The sequence below is a fragment of the Shewanella sp. 5_MG-2023 genome (assembly GCF_030547465.1).
Classification (GTDB): Bacteria; Pseudomonadota; Gammaproteobacteria; order Enterobacterales; family Shewanellaceae; genus Shewanella.
On the sequence record NZ_JAUORC010000017.1, the window covers coordinates 48,273 to 63,641 of the forward strand.

Here is a 15,369-nt window from a genome sequence, read left to right on the forward strand (position 1 = left end):
CCTAAAGCCGAAATAAAAACACCTCCAAAACCGAAGTCATTGGAGGTGCTTTTTAAGCTTTAGCTAAAAATACTGCAGACCTATTAGTCTTTATATTTTAACTCGCCATTCGCTTTAATTTCATCATACCAAAGGTTGTGATGCTGTTTCGCCCACTGCTCATCACAGTAACCTGAAACCATACAATCCATACCACCTTCTGACATAGCGGTTGCCATGAAGATATGCACGATAGAGAAAGCACAGATTACGATAGCGCTCACTGAGTGAGTAACTAGTGCAATCAAACTTAAGGTACGGCTTGGTTCAAATAAGTTCGGGAACAGTAATAACATTCCTGATACTGAGATGATTAGACCGAATAGAGCAAATGCCCAGAACCATAGTTTTTCACCTGCGTTAGCAAAACCAGCGTCAGGGTGCTTGCCTTTAAATGGACCGAAGTTAATGTAACCACCAACCACCATCATCCATTTAATGTCATACATTTTTGGCATTTGGTTTTTAGCCCAAAGTACTACCATTAACGCCCAACCCAACATGAATGGGATAGCCATGTAATCATGGATAACTTTAGAAGCATTTACCAATCCAGCCCACATACCTTCACCAATGTATGGCTGAAGGAAGTAACGGCCAGCAAGTAGTACTAAACCTGTCAAAATCAATAACATGCAAGGAATCGCACCTAGCCAGTGAATTGATACGTCAAATTTAGACCAGCGATATACCATCTTACCAGTGAAACCACCGTGTAATTTCGAAATACCGTTAATTTTCATAAACAGTACGAAAATGATGATCATGCCAAATAGCGATAAAGCTAAAGCAGGAGCAAGCCAGTCACTACGCAAATCAAATACACGTAAATCATAGGTATTGATTGGTTGTTTATGGAACTCACTTGTTGAAGTCGTACGTCCTTCAGCACCGTCTTTAAGCTGTGCCCATAATTGTGCATTGCCATCTTGAACGGTTAGAGACTCTTCAACATTTCCACTTGCGTGGGCGAAGGTCATGACACTGAACATCAGTGCGATAACAACGCCAATTTGTTTGAACCACTTGTTCATATTACATCCTCTATGCTATTCGATGCCTAGGTTGCCCTAGGCATCATAGCTAAGCTGACTAACACGCTTGGAGATTAACCCCAAACACCTTTGTTAGCTCCGCGGTATGCAACACGCTCGCGGAAGATAGCAGAAACGATTTCTGCATCACCTGCAAGCAGTGCTTTGGTTGAACAAAGCTCAGCACACATTGGAAGTTTACCTTCAGCGACACGGTTAGCACCATATTTCTGACGCTCTTCATTAGAGTGATCAGCTTCTGGGCCACCAGCACAGAAAGTACACTTGTCCATCTTACCGCGAGCACCAAAAGCGCCGCCTTGAGGGAACTGAGGCGCTCCAAATGGACATGCATATAAACAGTAACCACAACCGATACAAGTATCTTTATCGTGCAGTACGATACCGTCTTCAGTTTTGTAGAAACAGTTTGCAGGACAAACAGCCATACAAGGTGCATCACTACAGTGCATACATGCCACTGAGATAGACGCTTCACCTGGTTGACCGTCATTGATAGTCACTACGCGACGACGTTGAATTCCCCACTCTAAAGCAGAGTCGTTTTCGTTTTTACAAGCTGTGACACAACCATTACATTCGATGCAGCGCTTGGTATCACATAAAAATTTCATTGTAGCCATTCGGCAATTCTCCTAGCTTAAACTGCTGTTACGCTTTCTCTACCTGACAAAGCGATGCCTTAGTTTCCTGCATTTGTGTCACAGGGTCATAACCGTAAGTCATTGCAGTGTTACAAGACTCACCTATTACGTAAGGAACAGTACCTTCTGGATAGTTAGGCGCTAAGCTTTCGCCATGCATAACACCCGCGAAGTGGTAAGGCATCCAAGTAACACCTGGTTTAACGCGTGGAGTAACCATAACTTTAATCTTAATACGGCCACCTTCAGCACCTTCTAACCACACAGTATCACCGTCACGTAGACTACGATCTGCGGCATCAGCAGGGTTCATTTCAACAAACATTTCTTGTTGAAGCTCTGCAAGCCAAGGGTTAGAACGAGACTCTTCACCACCACCTTCATACTCAACCAAACGACCAGAAGTCAGTACTAATGGGTACTTAGCTGACGTGTCTTTCTCTTGGATTGACTTGTAAAGAGTTGGTAAGCGATGTACTTGCATATCATCGTAAGTTGGGTACTTAGACACAAGATCACGACGAGATGTGTATAACGGCTCACGGTGAACAGGTACGATATCTGGGAAAGTCCAAACGATACAACGCGCTTTAGCGTTACCGAATGGAATACAACCGTGATTAATAGCAACACGTACGATGCCGCCTAGCAAATCAGTTTTCCAGTTTTTACCTTCAGCTGATGCTTTTTCTTCAGCTGTTAGTTCGTCCCACCAACCTAATTGCTTAAGCATTTGTGCAGAGAACTCTGGGTAACCATCAGTGATTTCAGCGCCTTTAGAGAAGCTGCCATCAGCAAGAATGTTCTCACCTTTGTATTCAACACCGTAACGTGCACGGAAGTTACCACCACCGTCTTTAACGTGTTTGCTTGTGTTATACAGGATTTGAGTACCAGGATGCTTCTGCTCTGGCGTACCCCAACAAGGCCAAGGTAAACCATAAGTTTCGCCTTTAGCAGGTCCGCCAGCAGCTTCAAGAGTCTTGTTGCTGAACGTGCCCCAGTTTTGAGTGTGCTCTTTGATACGCTCAGGGCTTTGACCTGTCATACCAATAGTCCACATACCGCGGTTGATTTCGCGAGTGATGTCTTCAATAACTAGGATGTCATTGGCATCTTTAGCGATACGTTTAGTGTATTGCTCTGCAAAACCAAGCTTTTGAGATAGACGGTACATGATCTCAAGGTCAGTTTTTGATTCGAATAAAGGCTCGATAACCTTTTCACGCCACTGCTGACTACGGCCAGAGTTAGATACTGAACCTTCAGTTTCGAACTGAGTCGCAGCTGGAAGCAAGTAAACACCGTTCTGACGACGATGCATAACACCCGCCATAGTTGGGAATGGATCCACAACAACAACTGTGTCCATCTTATCTAATGCATCACGCACTTCGCTTTGACGAGTTTCAGTGTTAACAGATTGACCCCAGAAGAATGCCATACGGATGTTGTCATTCTGCGCTAGTTTACCCTTCTCTTCTAACACACCATCGTGCCAGCGAGAACAAGGAATACCAGGAGTGGTCATTGGGTCGCGACCTAAGTAAGTACCTTGGTCGAAACGATTACTAACCCAAGATTTTTCAAGATCCCAAACGTTCGTCCAGTGATCCCAAGCGCCAGAAGTCAGACCGTAGTAACCTGGTAAGTTATCAAATAACAAACCTAAGTCAGTCGCACCCTGTACGTTATCGTGACCACGGAAAATGTTTGTTCCGCCGCCTTTAACACCCATGTTACCAAGGGCTAATTGAAGGATACAGTAAGCACGAGTGTTTGCGTTACCCACGTGATGCTGAGTACCACCCATACACCAAACAACAGTACCTGGACGGTTATCTGCCATCATTTTCGCAGCTTGGTAAACTTCTTCTTCGCTACAGCCAGTTACATCAGCAACTTCTTTAGGCGGGAATTTTTTCACTTCTTCGCGAATTGATTCCATTTCGAAAACACGTTCTTTGATGAACGTCTTGTCTTCCCAACCATTTTCAAAGATGTGCCATAGCATACCGTAAATGAATGGAATATCAGTACCAGGACGTAGACCACAATGTAGGTCAGCGTGCGCTGCAGTACGTGAGAAACGAGGATCAACAACGATGATTTTCGCGTTGTTTTTCTCTTTCGCTAATAAGATATGCTGCATTGCAACTGGATGCGCTTCAGCCGGGTTTGCACCGATGAAGAAGATTGCATTTGCATTTTGGATATCATTGAAAGAGTTAGTTTGCGCACCATAGCCCCAAGTGTTTGCAACACCAGCTACAGTGGTAGAGTGACAAATACGTGCAGAGTGATCGATGTTGTTCGTGCCCCACATAGCCGCAAATTTACGGTACATGTAACAACCTTCGTTCGAGAACTTAGCACTACCCATGAAGTAAACTGAATCAGGACCTGACTCTTCACGGATATCTTGCATCTTGTCGCCAACTTCGTTGTAAGCTTGCTCCCAAGATAGTTTCTTCCACTTGCCATCAACCAATTTCATTGGGTATTTAAGACGCTTCTCACCGTGACCATGTTCACGTAATGCAGCACCTTTAGCACAGTGTCCACCAGCATTAAATGGGTGATCGAATGCAGGCTCTTGACCTGTCCAAACACCATTTTGTACTTCAGCGTATAAACCACAACCAACAGCACATGCAGAACATACGGTACGTTTGATTTCAGTTGGTGCATCATGAGCAATTTCTTTTGCTTCAGCTCGACGCATCATGCCTGTGCCCATTAATGAAGCAGCGGCGATACCACCAGTAGCAATACCTGCATTCTTCATAAATTGACGACGGTTGATACCGAGCGACTTGCTAGCAGCTTTAGGTGCTGCTGTAGACTTGCGAGTTAACTTCATCGCTTATTTCTCCTGAATTATCCGCGTAAGCTATCGTAGTAGCTACGAATATGCGCAGTTTCTTTGTAACCATTAGAACCTTTGATACTAATGTTACTCTCGGTTGCTTTTGCCACACTCACACCTGAAACAGCAATTGCTGCAGTAGCAGCGCTACCTACGGTGATGGCTTTCAGCAAAGATCTGCGGTTCAGATCAGGCTGTTGCTTCTTCATCTTTACTCCTGGGTTTAATACACATCTGCTTATCATGCAGATGCCCTCTTAGGCCTTTCTAGTTACCAAACACCATTGTTAATTAATGGTTAAGTGGATGAACTAAAAAGGTAAAAACACATATAAATGAATCTAGTCCACAAATTTACGCCGCTAATATATAGAGAGAGAGGCTGAAATAATATGATCTGACACCTGTTCATTGGCCTAAAATAACCAATAAATAAAGAAAGCGTTAACTGGGTCATGTTTTCAAAACATGCCGTGTGAGAACAAAACTTTGGGGTTGGATTTCAGCTGCATTTACAGTGTTAAATCACTTAACAAGTAGATTGAGTTAAAAGGATTTTTATACGGTTTTTGTCTAAATAAACACCATAATCACTATATAACTTTTAGGACTTACAACCTGTACCTATAGTGCTTTTGGTTATTAAAATAACCAATAGTTAGCTGCCCACAAATCACTCAGTAAATATTAACAAGCAAGTTACTTTGTAGCATGAGTAGCACGCAGAAAGCGTCCAAGAAAATTCAGTAATAACTGCAATCAATAAGCCACTAAAATTGGTCCAAGTAGCTCTTGGAATAGCTGTTGGAATAGCGGCCTAAATTAAGCGATTTATTCGTCCAGCAGTGAGCAATAAAATAGGTACTGACAAAACTACCCGTTCCGCCAGCAGGCAGATATAAAAACACCTCAACAAGATAGACTCTGTTGAGGTGTTTTAAGCACAAACTAAAAATATGCTAAGTCATTATTACTTCTGATATTTTAACGTGCCATTCGCCTTGATTTCATCATACCAAACGTTGTGATGCTGCATCGCCCAGTTTTCATCACAATAGCCTGAAACCATGGATTCCATACCACCTTCACTCAATGCTGTTGCCATCCAAATATGCACAATGGTAAATGCAATGAGAATCGCAGCACTAATGCCATGAATAAGTAGCGCGGCCATTGAAGCTTCACGGGGTAAATCTAATCCCGGTAACACTAGCATGATGCCTGATACACTGATGAATAGGCCAAAGAACACTAATGTCCAAAACCACATTTTTTCACCGGCGTTGGCAAAACCACTATCTGGATGCTTACCTTTAAATGGACCGAAATTGATGTAACCACCAACCACTAAAAACCATTTTAAATCATACATCTTAAAGGTTTGCAGTGGCATCCACTTAACGATACTCAGTAACCAAGATACGATAAAGACTGGACCAACCCAATCATGCACTAGCTTGCAAAAGGCTATAATTCCAGCCCAAATACTCGCACCGACATAGGGCTGAATAACAATTTTACCTAGTATGATCACCAGACCAGTTAGCATTAACGTTAAACAGGCAACGGCCATAATCCAATGCAGCCAAATATCTGCTTTAGACCATCGCTCAACCATCTTGCCTGAATACCCCTTCGCCAATTTTGCTGGGCCATTAACAAAGTAGAATAGTAAAAATGCAGCAAATACACCTACGAGAGCTAACGCCACTCCGGGAGTAATATAGTCATCTCTGATTATTCGACCTTGATTGCCCGCAACATTAATCAGTACGCCGGGTTCAATACCTTGAGCTGTTGTAAAGCCAGAGTCGCCAGCTTTCACTGCTCGCCATAATTCAGCCGGGTTTTCCTTCCCTGCCTGCTGCTTACTTGATTGTTCATCTGCCGCTAAGGTTGTGGTTGCAAAACCTAACCCCATCACCAGAACCAACAGAGCAAACAAGCTACGCAGTGATTTGTTTAACTGTTTGTTTAACATTGTCACTCCTTGCTTGGTTACGGACAAAGCCCGTAACCTTTGCACTGTCTAAACCATATCACCCGTTTTAGGATCATAGCCCCAAATGGTATTCGGATTACCGCGCTTAGACATACGTTCGCGATAGATACTCGATACGATTTCGGCATCACCAGCAAGCAGGGCTTTAGTTGAACAAAGCTCAGCACACATAGGTAACTTACCTTCAGCAATACGGTTTGCACCGTACTTCTGACGCTCGGCATCGGAATGGTTTTCTTCTGGGCCACCGGCACAGAAAGTACATTTATCCATTTTACCGCGGCTACCAAATGCGGTCTTTTTCGGGAACTGTGGCGCTCCAAAAGGACATGCATAAAAACAGTAACCACAACCGATACAAGTATCTTTATCGTGTAGCACAATGCCATCGTCGGTTTGATAGAAACAATCCGCCGGACATACGGCCATACAAGGAGCATCGGTACAATGCATACATGCAACAGAAATTGACGCTTCACCGGGTTCACCATCATTGATAGTAACCACGCGGCGACGCTGAATACCCCACTCTAAAGCGGAATCGTTTTCGTTCTTACAAGCTGTGACGCAACCGTTACACTCGATGCAGCGTTTTGTGTCACACAAAAATTTCATGACTGCCATAATGGCTTATCTCCTCATCAAGTTAATTAGGCTTTGCTGATCTGACACAAGCTAGACTTAGTCTCTTGCATCTGAGTCACAACATCATAACCATAGGTCATTACGGTATTGGCAGCTTCACCAATAATGTAAGGTACGGTTCCTTCAGGGTAATTTTTCTCTAGGCTCTTGCCTTCGAATACACCCGCGAAATGGTATGGCATGAAACATTCACCAGCAATGACTCGTGGAGTCACCATTGCTTTAACTGTGATTTTAGCGCCTTCTGGACTGTGAACGAATACATCATCACCATCACGTAAGCCGCGGTCGGCTGCATCAGCAGGGTTAATCTCAATAAACATTTCTTGCTGCAATTCTGCAAGCCATGGATTTGAGCGTGTTTCTTCACCACCACCTTCATACTCAACTAAGCGACCCGTAGTTACCGCTAATGGGAAGTCTTTAGCAAAGTCTTTTTCTTGAATAGACTTATACAGAGTTGGAAGACGTGCAACCATACGATCTTCGTAAGTTGGGTACTTAGCCACTAAGTCGCGACGAGGGGTATATAACGGCTCGCGATGAATCGGGATATCATCTGGGAAGTTCCACACAATACAACGTGCTTTGGCATTACCGTATGGGATACAACCGTGATTGATAGCAACACGTTGAATACCACCAGAAATATCTGTTTTCCAGTTTTTACCTTCAGCGTGAACTTTCTCTTCAGCAGTTAAGTCATCCCACCAGCCAAGCTGTTTCAGCATGTCAGCGGTGAACTCTGGGTAACCGTCTTTGATTTCAGATCCTTTTGAATAAGAACCTTCAGCAAGAATATTATTACCGTTATGCTCAACACCGTAACGTGCACGGAAGTTACCACCACCATACTTAACTTCACGTCCAGTGCGGTAAAGAATTTGCGTACCTGGATGTTTGTTTTCTGGCGTGCCCCAACAAGGCCAAGGTAAACCGTAGGTTTCACCTTTAGCTGGACCACCTGGCGCTTCTAAGCTTTCCATATCGAATGTGCCCCAGTTTTCTTGGTGCATTTTCAAACGCTCAGGGCTCTGGCCAGTGTAACCAATGGTCCACATACCTTTGTTGAACTCACGGGTCATATCTTCAATCAACGGCTCATCGCCATTAACTTTAATATGCTTACAGAACTCAGCATCGATACCCCATTTTTTCGCCAGCTTGTACATGATAATGTGGTCAGCTTTTGACTCAAATAATGGTTCGATAACTTGTGATCGCCACTGCAGTGAACGGTTTGAAGCAGAGACTGAACCGTATGTTTCAAACTGAGTTGCAGCAGGTAATAAATACACACCGTCAGTTCGTTCGTGCATGACACCTGCCATCGTTGGGAATGGGTCCACAACAACAACTGTATCCATTTTGTTCAATGCTTCACGCACTTCACGACCACGGGTTTCAGTATTGACTGATTGCCCCCAGAAGAATGACATACGAATATTATCTTTCTGCGCAATCTTAGATTTGTCTTCAAGGACACCATCATGCCAGCGAGAACATGGAATACCCGTTGAAGTCATTGGATCTTGACCTAGACGTTGCTCTTGATCGAAACGGGCTTTAACCCACTCGTAATCCAAGTCCCATACATTACACCAATGTTTCCATGAACCTGTTTTAAGGCCATAGTAACCTGGCAATGTATCAAACAATAAGCCAAAGTCAGTTGCACCTTGAACGTTATCATGGCCACGGAAGATGTTAGTTCCACCACCAGAAACACCCATATTACCAAGGGCTAATTGGAGGATACAGTATGCACGAGTGTTAGCATTACCTATGTGATGCTGAGTCCCACCCATACACCAAACTACAGTACCAGGCTTAGTTTCAGCCAGTAACTTGGCGACACGATGCATCTGCGCTTCAGGCACGCCAGCAACATGTTCAACTTCGGCAGGGGTCCACTTTTTCACTTCCTCACGGATACGTTCCATACCGTATACACGTTGGTCGATGAATGTTTGGTCTTCCCAACCATTTTCAAAAATGTGCCACAACAAACCATAAATGTAAGGAATATCCGTACCAGGACGAATATGCACGAACTCGTCAGACTTAGCTGCAGTTCGAGTGAAACGCGGGTCGACTACGATAATTTTCGCGCCGCGCTCTTTACCTTCAAGGATGTGTTGCATTGAAACCGGATGAGCTTCACAAGGGTTCGAACCGATAAACATCATCGCTTTCGAGCTACGCATGTCGTTAAAAGAGTTTGATTGCGCACCGTAGCCCCAAGTGTTTGCAACACCGGCTACAGTGGTAGAGTGACAAATACGTGCAGAGTGGTCGACATTGTTGGTGCCCCACATTGCTGCCAATTTGCGGTACATATAAGCTTGTTCGTTTGAAAACTTCGCACTACCCATGAAAAATACTGAATCAGGACCAGATTCTTGACGAATATCGAGGGCTTTTTGACCCACTTCTTCAATGGCTTGCTCCCAAGAAAGTTTCTTCCATTTGCCGCCTTCTAGCTTCATTGGGTATTTAAGACGTTTTTCACCATGACCATGTTCACGCAGTGCAGCACCTTTGGCGCAATGGCCACCAGCGTTAAATGGGTGATCGAATGCAGGTTCTTGACCTGTCCATACACCATTTTGCACTTCAGCATAAATACCACAGCCCACTGAGCAGTGAGAACAAATAGTACGTATCACTTCAGTCGGCGCATCGTAAGCAACATCTTTTGCTTCAGCTTTACGCATCATTCCGGCGCCCAGCATTGAAGCGGCAGCAATACCACCTGTAGCAAGGGTTGCAGACTTCAAAAATTGGCGACGATTGAGTCCAAGTGCAGGTTTATCTGCGACTTTGACTGCTTCTGTTTTGCGGGTTAATCGCATCACATATTCTCCTTAAATTACTTGCTACTACGTAATGTGTCGTAATAACTACGTACATGGTCTGTTTCTCTATAACCATCACTTTTACCTACAACGGGTGTAGCTTCTGGTGAGGCGGCAAGAGCTTGTCCGCTAACAGTGGCAACTGCGCCAGCGGCACTGCCGACAGCCAATGCTTTTAGCATTTGACGACGACCCATGTCGGAAGCTTGCTTCTTCATAGTCTCTCCTTAATTTAACGCGTGTTATAAGAGTAAAATTACTCTCTGTTTTTATGGAAGTTGCCTTCCTTTTCAGTCTATGCCACAGAGTCAAACTCTGTGGCATAAATCTTTGCACCAACAGCCTAAAAATTACCTAAGAGGCAAGTTCATTGGTTGATGGTTCAATCTTGTCTGCTTCATCAGCAGCAGTTTTTTCGGCTTCAGAACCTGGGCAATTAACTGGAATATCTAAGCTTAGTTGCTCAAACTCATTGGCTTCAATGATGAAAAATGCTTTTGCTAGCTGCGCCACAGGCACATAAAACGCTGCACTCGGTGTTTTCTCTAAGGTGTCACAAAAGCGCGCAATCCAGCTGCCAATATGGCGCTGATAAAATGCTAATTGACGATAACCTGGCGCCTCTAAAATCAAGGTACCCATCACTTCACATAATGCTGCAACATGATCTTCTGGCTCTTTAACGTCTTCTTCGCGAGCAAAACCTAATTGCATTAAATCTTGGCGTAACAGTGCTAATGGCTTATCCATTAACGAGCCTGTCATAAACCAGCTGCCGTATGGCAATACTTCACCACGGCCAACACCGAAGAAAATATTGAAGTATTCTTCTTCAAGTTGCTCTTGTGTGTACTGGGTCGCAGCTGCCTTTAGCGCCAGCCAAGCCGTGCTCATGTCGTTATCATCTTCAGCTTCTGTTTCTATTTCGATGTCAGCTAAAAATGACAGCAGTTCTTCACTCGGATGGCGACGTAGTAATGCAGCTAATAATTGGTAAATATCTGCCCGTAGCTGATCGTTTTCTGAAATTTCTCTAACTAATTCGGTCATATTGGATCTCTTATCGAAGTTGCTTCTCTGGGTCTTCAAGAATGTCTTCAAACATATCTTTTACGCGGCAATCACCACACATTTTTAGGCGCTCAATATTGGCGTTAAATGCAGAATGTCCACCAATCATATCGATCATTCTATGAACCATCGATTGTGTAGCAAAAGCGGTTCCGCAACGAATACACTCGAACGGAGGCTCTTCTTTTAACGTTTGACGCTGCTGACGTGCTGCTTGGTCCAAATTGATTTGCGGCGTTAAGCTAATCACGTTTTCAGGACAAGAGGTTTCACATAAACCACATTGCACACAGTCTTGCTCTACAAAATGCAGTGACGGTGATTCACCACCATCGGTTAATGCTTGTGTTGGGCAGGTTGCTACACAAGACATACACAAGGTACATTTATCAACTTCGACGTTAACTACACCGTAAGGCACATTGCTCATTGCAATGGCACTATCAGTCGCTGCTGCTTGTTCATTTAAATGATCAATTGCAGCGTATAATGTTTCGCGCTTGGTACTTGGCGTGAACGCAGCAGGTACGATTAATGGCCAATCTAGGCTTATGGCTAACTTATCATCTAAGGCTGCTAATGCTTGGGTGTCTATCAAGCTAATGCGCTGTGGCTGACCCATTTCATCTAGAATGCTATTAGCTAATATTAGTTCACCATTTAACATTTGCGTTAACGTGGGTGCAGTCGCATCGGTATTTAAAATTAATACCTGACGTGCGCCCCATGCTAATGCTGACATCCAATGATCAATGCTAGCAACCGTGATTTCTTCCAGCTCAACTGGAATGATGTCACCCACTAGATCAGCGGTAATGTGCTCTGCACCAACGGCACCGTCATGGAATAAGATGACAGGGGCAGCTTGTGCTTGCTCAAGGTAACGACTAACCAGTTTTTGAATATAGCTATGAAGTGCTTGTGGCGTTGGTAAATCAAATGCGATAGCCCCTGTAGGACAAGCATTAGTACAACTACCCGCACCATGACAAAGGTAAGGATCAATTTCGATTTTTTGTTCGATGCTACTAATTGCATCAGCAGGGCAGAAGTTTAAACAGCGATTACAGCCATTGACGCCATTACGGTTATGAGCACAGATATCACTGTTCACCTTCACATAACGTGGCTTATCAAATTCACCAACTAAATCTGGAATTTGCTCCAGCGCATCAGCTAATTTATCTGCATCTTGACCGACATAGAAATAACCTGGTGGTAGCATTTCAAGGTTAAGACATGGCGACATGCTCAGGTCTAAAACCATATCAAAATGCGGCTTACGAATAGCAACAAGACTTAACTCAGTCGCCGCTTGGTTTTCACCCGCGCCTTCATTCTCAACGGTTACCTGAAACTGACCTAAAAAGCCTTTAACAGAAATAAGTTTGTTGTAATAGCTTTCGCTATTTACTGCAGCGTTCATTACCGCTTCAAGATGAGCTTCATCTTGGCTGGTAATGGCTTCATTTGCCAAAATAACCGTATTGGCCATGGTTGACAGTTTATCCGCAGCTAATCGGGCCAAATCTTCTGGGCCGATGACTAACACATTGCCTTCAGTCGTATAACTGACTGTTGGCGGGATCAAGTTTTGGATCACTTGAGTCTGTGCTAATACCTGCTGGCGAACTTGTTTTAGTTCTAGCGGGGTTTGACTATTGCTCACATTGCGTTCCTGAACAGTTTTTTAACGCTTAGGTGATTTATCAGGGCTGCAAATCCATTTTGTATTTAAACATTTATTTAAATACATCAGCTTAAAATGATAAACAAAACACCTTATACGCTAAATAGTGGACTAAAATTTTTAACTACACACTAAGCCTTAGCGCTACTTGAAGCCGTTATAGCTTCTTCATCAACCATTCCCAGAACATCACTCTGGTCTTGGTTGGTATCTAAGTCAGTGGCAGACACGATTTCGCTCTTATCATTTAATACTGGTGAGGCATCAGTTGTATCAACAACTGTGTCATCATCCTCACGAGCAAGTAACTCTTGCTCTTCCGTTTCTTCTTTGTCTTTTACGACGTTACGGAAGACTTTTTTGGCTAATTCAGCCGAAACTTCGGCAGACAATTTAGGTTGATTACTGTAATCAAGGGCGTACTCGAGTAAGCCGTCGATTTCATTGTATTGGGGTTGTTTCCACAGTGCTTTTAACGCTGCTGATTTCGCTTGAGGTGATACATTCGCCCCCATAAACGAAGCAAAACTGCCTCCAACTTCAATTTTTTCGGGATCCGGTAAATCTTCAGCTTCAAGGATCTTCTCAGGCTGAGGCGCTTCTTGTATGGCATCCTCAGTGGAAGAGTCAGCAAGGCTTTCTTCCTCTGCCGCCACACTCTTTTGCTGCAGTTCAGTCTCACGAGCAGCTTCAGCTTCAACTTGCTCACGACGCTCAGTCCAACGAGAGAAAAAACCTTTCGAATTATTGCTCATTAATGTCTCCGAAGGTGATCTGTGCTAGGGCCAGTATCCTTTCGGCGGTTCACATGCTTACGGCGTTTAGCTGATATTTCAACTTCGCCATGACGGGTGATGAAAGCTTCAACCCAACATGCCAGTGCTTCTGGCATTGGGATATTCAGCACTGGGGTTTCAGACTCCAAACAGGCTGCGGCAATATTTTGGTCTGCAGAGATAGCAGCAGGAACCCAAGTGCCATCCGATAACTCATCACAAACGATATATAACATGGTGTTATCCATGTCTAAATTTATCCGGTAACTGCCACGTTCATCTTTATAAAGTTGAAACAATATTAATTTGGCCCCTTCAGGTGCCTCATGAGTCGCAGGAACCATTTGTTCCACTTCCCAAGTGATTGAGGGCCAACGCCCCATCATTTTTTCGACTTTTCTAAGCGAAACATACATAGGCCAAACATTTTCAGTGTGTTGCATACAAGCCTTGCCCTTAAAACATAAATCCACAAGAGATAAATAAAATATATATTAACAACGACTTAAAAGTTGCTCTTGATTATTTTTAGAAGCTAAAAACCACTTTATTTCTCTTAACTAATCAGTACACTGCAAAAATAGTGCCAGATAAATAAGAACAAAAAGCTAGATCCAGATCTCCTAATTACCACTAAGAGTAGGACAATTTGTCTATATTGCTAATTATACTAGGACATAAGGCTACGTTAATTAGTCGCTGCTGATTAACATCAGAGTTAGATCACGCATTTACAAACTACATTGCCGCCTCGGGAATAAAAGTTGCTATGCTGATAGTTAATTAGTTTTCATTACCATCCTCACTACCGAGCTAGTTAACTATTTCAGAGGCCACACTTTCAATGACCCAATCAAATGCTAATAAATCGCTAAAACTGGTCAAAACCAATGCTGAAGTTCCCCTTACAATTGCAGTTAAAGCAATTAATGAGCAAGGAGAGAGTGTTGATAAATTCGTGGCCTGTGAAAGACCATTAACGGTATATTTGAACTGGCAACCCATAGTGACCTTAATGACCTTGGGCGCAAAACCTGAGTCATTAGCTTTGGGTTACTTGAAAAATCAGGGCTTTATTAACGATGCCAGCTTACTTGAATCAATTATCGTCGATTGGGATGTTGACTCTGCAGCCATTTTGACTAAAGAGCAAACAGCTGATTTAGATAAACAATTATCTGAAAAAACCGTCACTTCAGGTTGCGGTCAAGGTACTGTTTACGGTGGTTTCATGCAAGGGCTCGATGATATAAAGCTGCCAACGCCCCAATTACAACAATCAACCTTATATAGCCTGCTAAAAAACATTAGTGCTTATAATGAAACCTACAAAAATGCCGGTGCCGTCCATGGTTGCGGCATTTGTAAAGACGACCAAATTTTAGCTTTCATTGAGGATGTTGGCCGCCATAACGCAGTTGATACCCTCGCGGGCGACATGTGGCTTGAAGGTGAAAATGGGCACGATAAGATTTTCTATACCACTGGCCGTTTAACCTCTGAAATGGTGATAAAAATTGCCAAGATGGGTATACCAGTATTGTTATCACGCAGTGGTGTCACTCAGATGGGGTTAGAACTAGCTCAAAAGTTGGGGATCACTATTATTGCCAGAGCCAAGGGGCGTCACTTCTTGGTTTACCACGGCGCAGAAAATATTGAATTTGATGCGATGAAAGTTTAGCGTTACCTATTAACGCAAACAATTGATAACAAGGTG

General features: G+C 43.5%; 13 protein-coding genes. 1 reads left to right on the forward strand and 12 read right to left on the reverse strand.

Annotated features, from left to right (window positions below):
- Window positions 1-83: 83 nt before the first annotated feature.
- The 12 genes from Q4557_RS11620 to Q4557_RS11675 all read right to left on the reverse strand — a co-directional run bounded on the left by Q4557_RS11620 (window position 84) and on the right by Q4557_RS11675 (window position 14,092).
- Entirely contained in the window at window positions 84-1,073 is a 990-nt protein-coding gene (locus Q4557_RS11620; protein ID WP_102435977.1) for a formate dehydrogenase subunit gamma, read from the reverse strand.
- A 74-nt stretch (window positions 1,074-1,147) separates the two neighbouring features.
- The gene (gene fdh3B / locus Q4557_RS11625; RefSeq protein WP_102435975.1) at window positions 1,148-1,717 is read right to left on the reverse strand and encodes a formate dehydrogenase FDH3 subunit beta; all 570 of its coding nucleotides are present in this window, start codon (window positions 1,715-1,717) and stop codon (window positions 1,148-1,150) included.
- Between the two features lie 28 nt (window positions 1,718-1,745).
- Window positions 1,746-4,601, reverse strand: coding sequence for a formate dehydrogenase subunit alpha (locus Q4557_RS11630; RefSeq protein ID WP_102531515.1), 2,856 nt, complete (start codon window positions 4,599-4,601; stop codon window positions 1,746-1,748).
- Window positions 4,602-4,618: 17 nt separating this feature from the next.
- Window positions 4,619-4,816: a twin-arginine translocation signal domain-containing protein gene (locus Q4557_RS11635; protein WP_102435971.1), complete on the reverse strand. Its 198-nt coding sequence runs from the start codon at window positions 4,814-4,816 to the stop codon at window positions 4,619-4,621.
- Between the two features lie 761 nt (window positions 4,817-5,577).
- A complete protein-coding gene (locus Q4557_RS11640) occupies window positions 5,578-6,588 on the reverse strand; it encodes a formate dehydrogenase subunit gamma (RefSeq protein ID WP_303412855.1) in 1,011 nt (336 codons plus the stop codon).
- Between the two features lie 48 nt (window positions 6,589-6,636).
- Window positions 6,637-7,233: a formate dehydrogenase FDH3 subunit beta gene (fdh3B, locus tag Q4557_RS11645; RefSeq protein ID WP_102435967.1), complete on the reverse strand. Its 597-nt coding sequence runs from the start codon at window positions 7,231-7,233 to the stop codon at window positions 6,637-6,639.
- Between the two features lie 26 nt (window positions 7,234-7,259).
- Window positions 7,260-10,109: a formate dehydrogenase subunit alpha gene (locus Q4557_RS11650; RefSeq protein WP_102435965.1), complete on the reverse strand. Its 2,850-nt coding sequence runs from the start codon at window positions 10,107-10,109 to the stop codon at window positions 7,260-7,262.
- 17 nt (window positions 10,110-10,126) lie between these two features.
- A complete protein-coding gene (locus tag Q4557_RS11655; RefSeq protein ID WP_102435964.1) occupies window positions 10,127-10,330 on the reverse strand; it encodes a twin-arginine translocation signal domain-containing protein in 204 nt (67 codons plus the stop codon).
- A gap of 136 nt (window positions 10,331-10,466) precedes the next feature.
- A complete protein-coding gene (locus Q4557_RS11660) occupies window positions 10,467-11,162 on the reverse strand; it encodes a molecular chaperone (protein ID WP_102435962.1) in 696 nt (231 codons plus the stop codon).
- 10 nt (window positions 11,163-11,172) lie between these two features.
- Window positions 11,173-12,852 (reverse strand): 4Fe-4S binding protein, encoded by a 1,680-nt coding sequence (locus Q4557_RS11665; protein ID WP_102520201.1) that lies wholly within the window; start codon window positions 12,850-12,852, stop codon window positions 11,173-11,175.
- Between the two features lie 152 nt (window positions 12,853-13,004).
- A complete protein-coding gene (locus Q4557_RS11670) occupies window positions 13,005-13,628 on the reverse strand; it encodes a DUF3306 domain-containing protein (RefSeq protein WP_102435958.1) in 624 nt (207 codons plus the stop codon).
- On the reverse strand, window positions 13,628-14,092 hold the full coding sequence (locus Q4557_RS11675) for a DUF3305 domain-containing protein (RefSeq protein ID WP_076541409.1): 465 nt from the start codon (window positions 14,090-14,092) through the stop codon (window positions 13,628-13,630). Before Q4557_RS11675 ends, Q4557_RS11670 begins: the two co-directional genes overlap by 1 nt.
- Before the next feature lie 401 nt (window positions 14,093-14,493).
- On the opposite strand from Q4557_RS11675, the gene Q4557_RS11680 reads away from it, so the two are divergent.
- Window positions 14,494-15,333: a formate dehydrogenase accessory sulfurtransferase FdhD gene (locus tag Q4557_RS11680; RefSeq protein WP_102520200.1), complete on the forward strand. Its 840-nt coding sequence runs from the start codon at window positions 14,494-14,496 to the stop codon at window positions 15,331-15,333.
- Window positions 15,334-15,369: the final 36 nt, after the last annotated feature.

Excerpts from the sequence above, each read along its gene's own strand:
- Q4557_RS11620 (WP_102435977.1), bottom strand. The coding sequence starts at position 1,073 with ATGAACAAGTGGTTCAAACAAATTGGCGTTGTTATCGCACTGATGTTC.
- fdh3B (WP_102435975.1), bottom strand. The coding sequence starts at position 1,717 with ATGGCTACAATGAAATTTTTATGTGATACCAAGCGCTGCATCGAATGT.
- Q4557_RS11630 (WP_102531515.1), bottom strand. The coding sequence starts at position 4,601 with ATGAAGTTAACTCGCAAGTCTACAGCAGCACCTAAAGCTGCTAGCAAG.
- Q4557_RS11635 (WP_102435971.1), bottom strand. The coding sequence starts at position 4,816 with ATGAAGAAGCAACAGCCTGATCTGAACCGCAGATCTTTGCTGAAAGCC.
- Q4557_RS11640 (WP_303412855.1), bottom strand. The coding sequence starts at position 6,588 with ATGTTAAACAAACAGTTAAACAAATCACTGCGTAGCTTGTTTGCTCTG.
- fdh3B (WP_102435967.1), bottom strand. The coding sequence starts at position 7,233 with ATGGCAGTCATGAAATTTTTGTGTGACACAAAACGCTGCATCGAGTGT.
- Q4557_RS11650 (WP_102435965.1), bottom strand. The coding sequence starts at position 10,109 with ATGCGATTAACCCGCAAAACAGAAGCAGTCAAAGTCGCAGATAAACCT.
- Q4557_RS11655 (WP_102435964.1), bottom strand. The coding sequence starts at position 10,330 with ATGAAGAAGCAAGCTTCCGACATGGGTCGTCGTCAAATGCTAAAAGCA.
- Q4557_RS11660 (WP_102435962.1), bottom strand. The coding sequence starts at position 11,162 with ATGACCGAATTAGTTAGAGAAATTTCAGAAAACGATCAGCTACGGGCA.
- Q4557_RS11670 (WP_102435958.1), bottom strand. The coding sequence starts at position 13,628 with ATGAGCAATAATTCGAAAGGTTTTTTCTCTCGTTGGACTGAGCGTCGT.
- Q4557_RS11675 (WP_076541409.1), bottom strand. The coding sequence starts at position 14,092 with ATGCAACACACTGAAAATGTTTGGCCTATGTATGTTTCGCTTAGAAAA.
- Q4557_RS11680 (WP_102520200.1), top strand. The coding sequence starts at position 14,494 with ATGACCCAATCAAATGCTAATAAATCGCTAAAACTGGTCAAAACCAAT.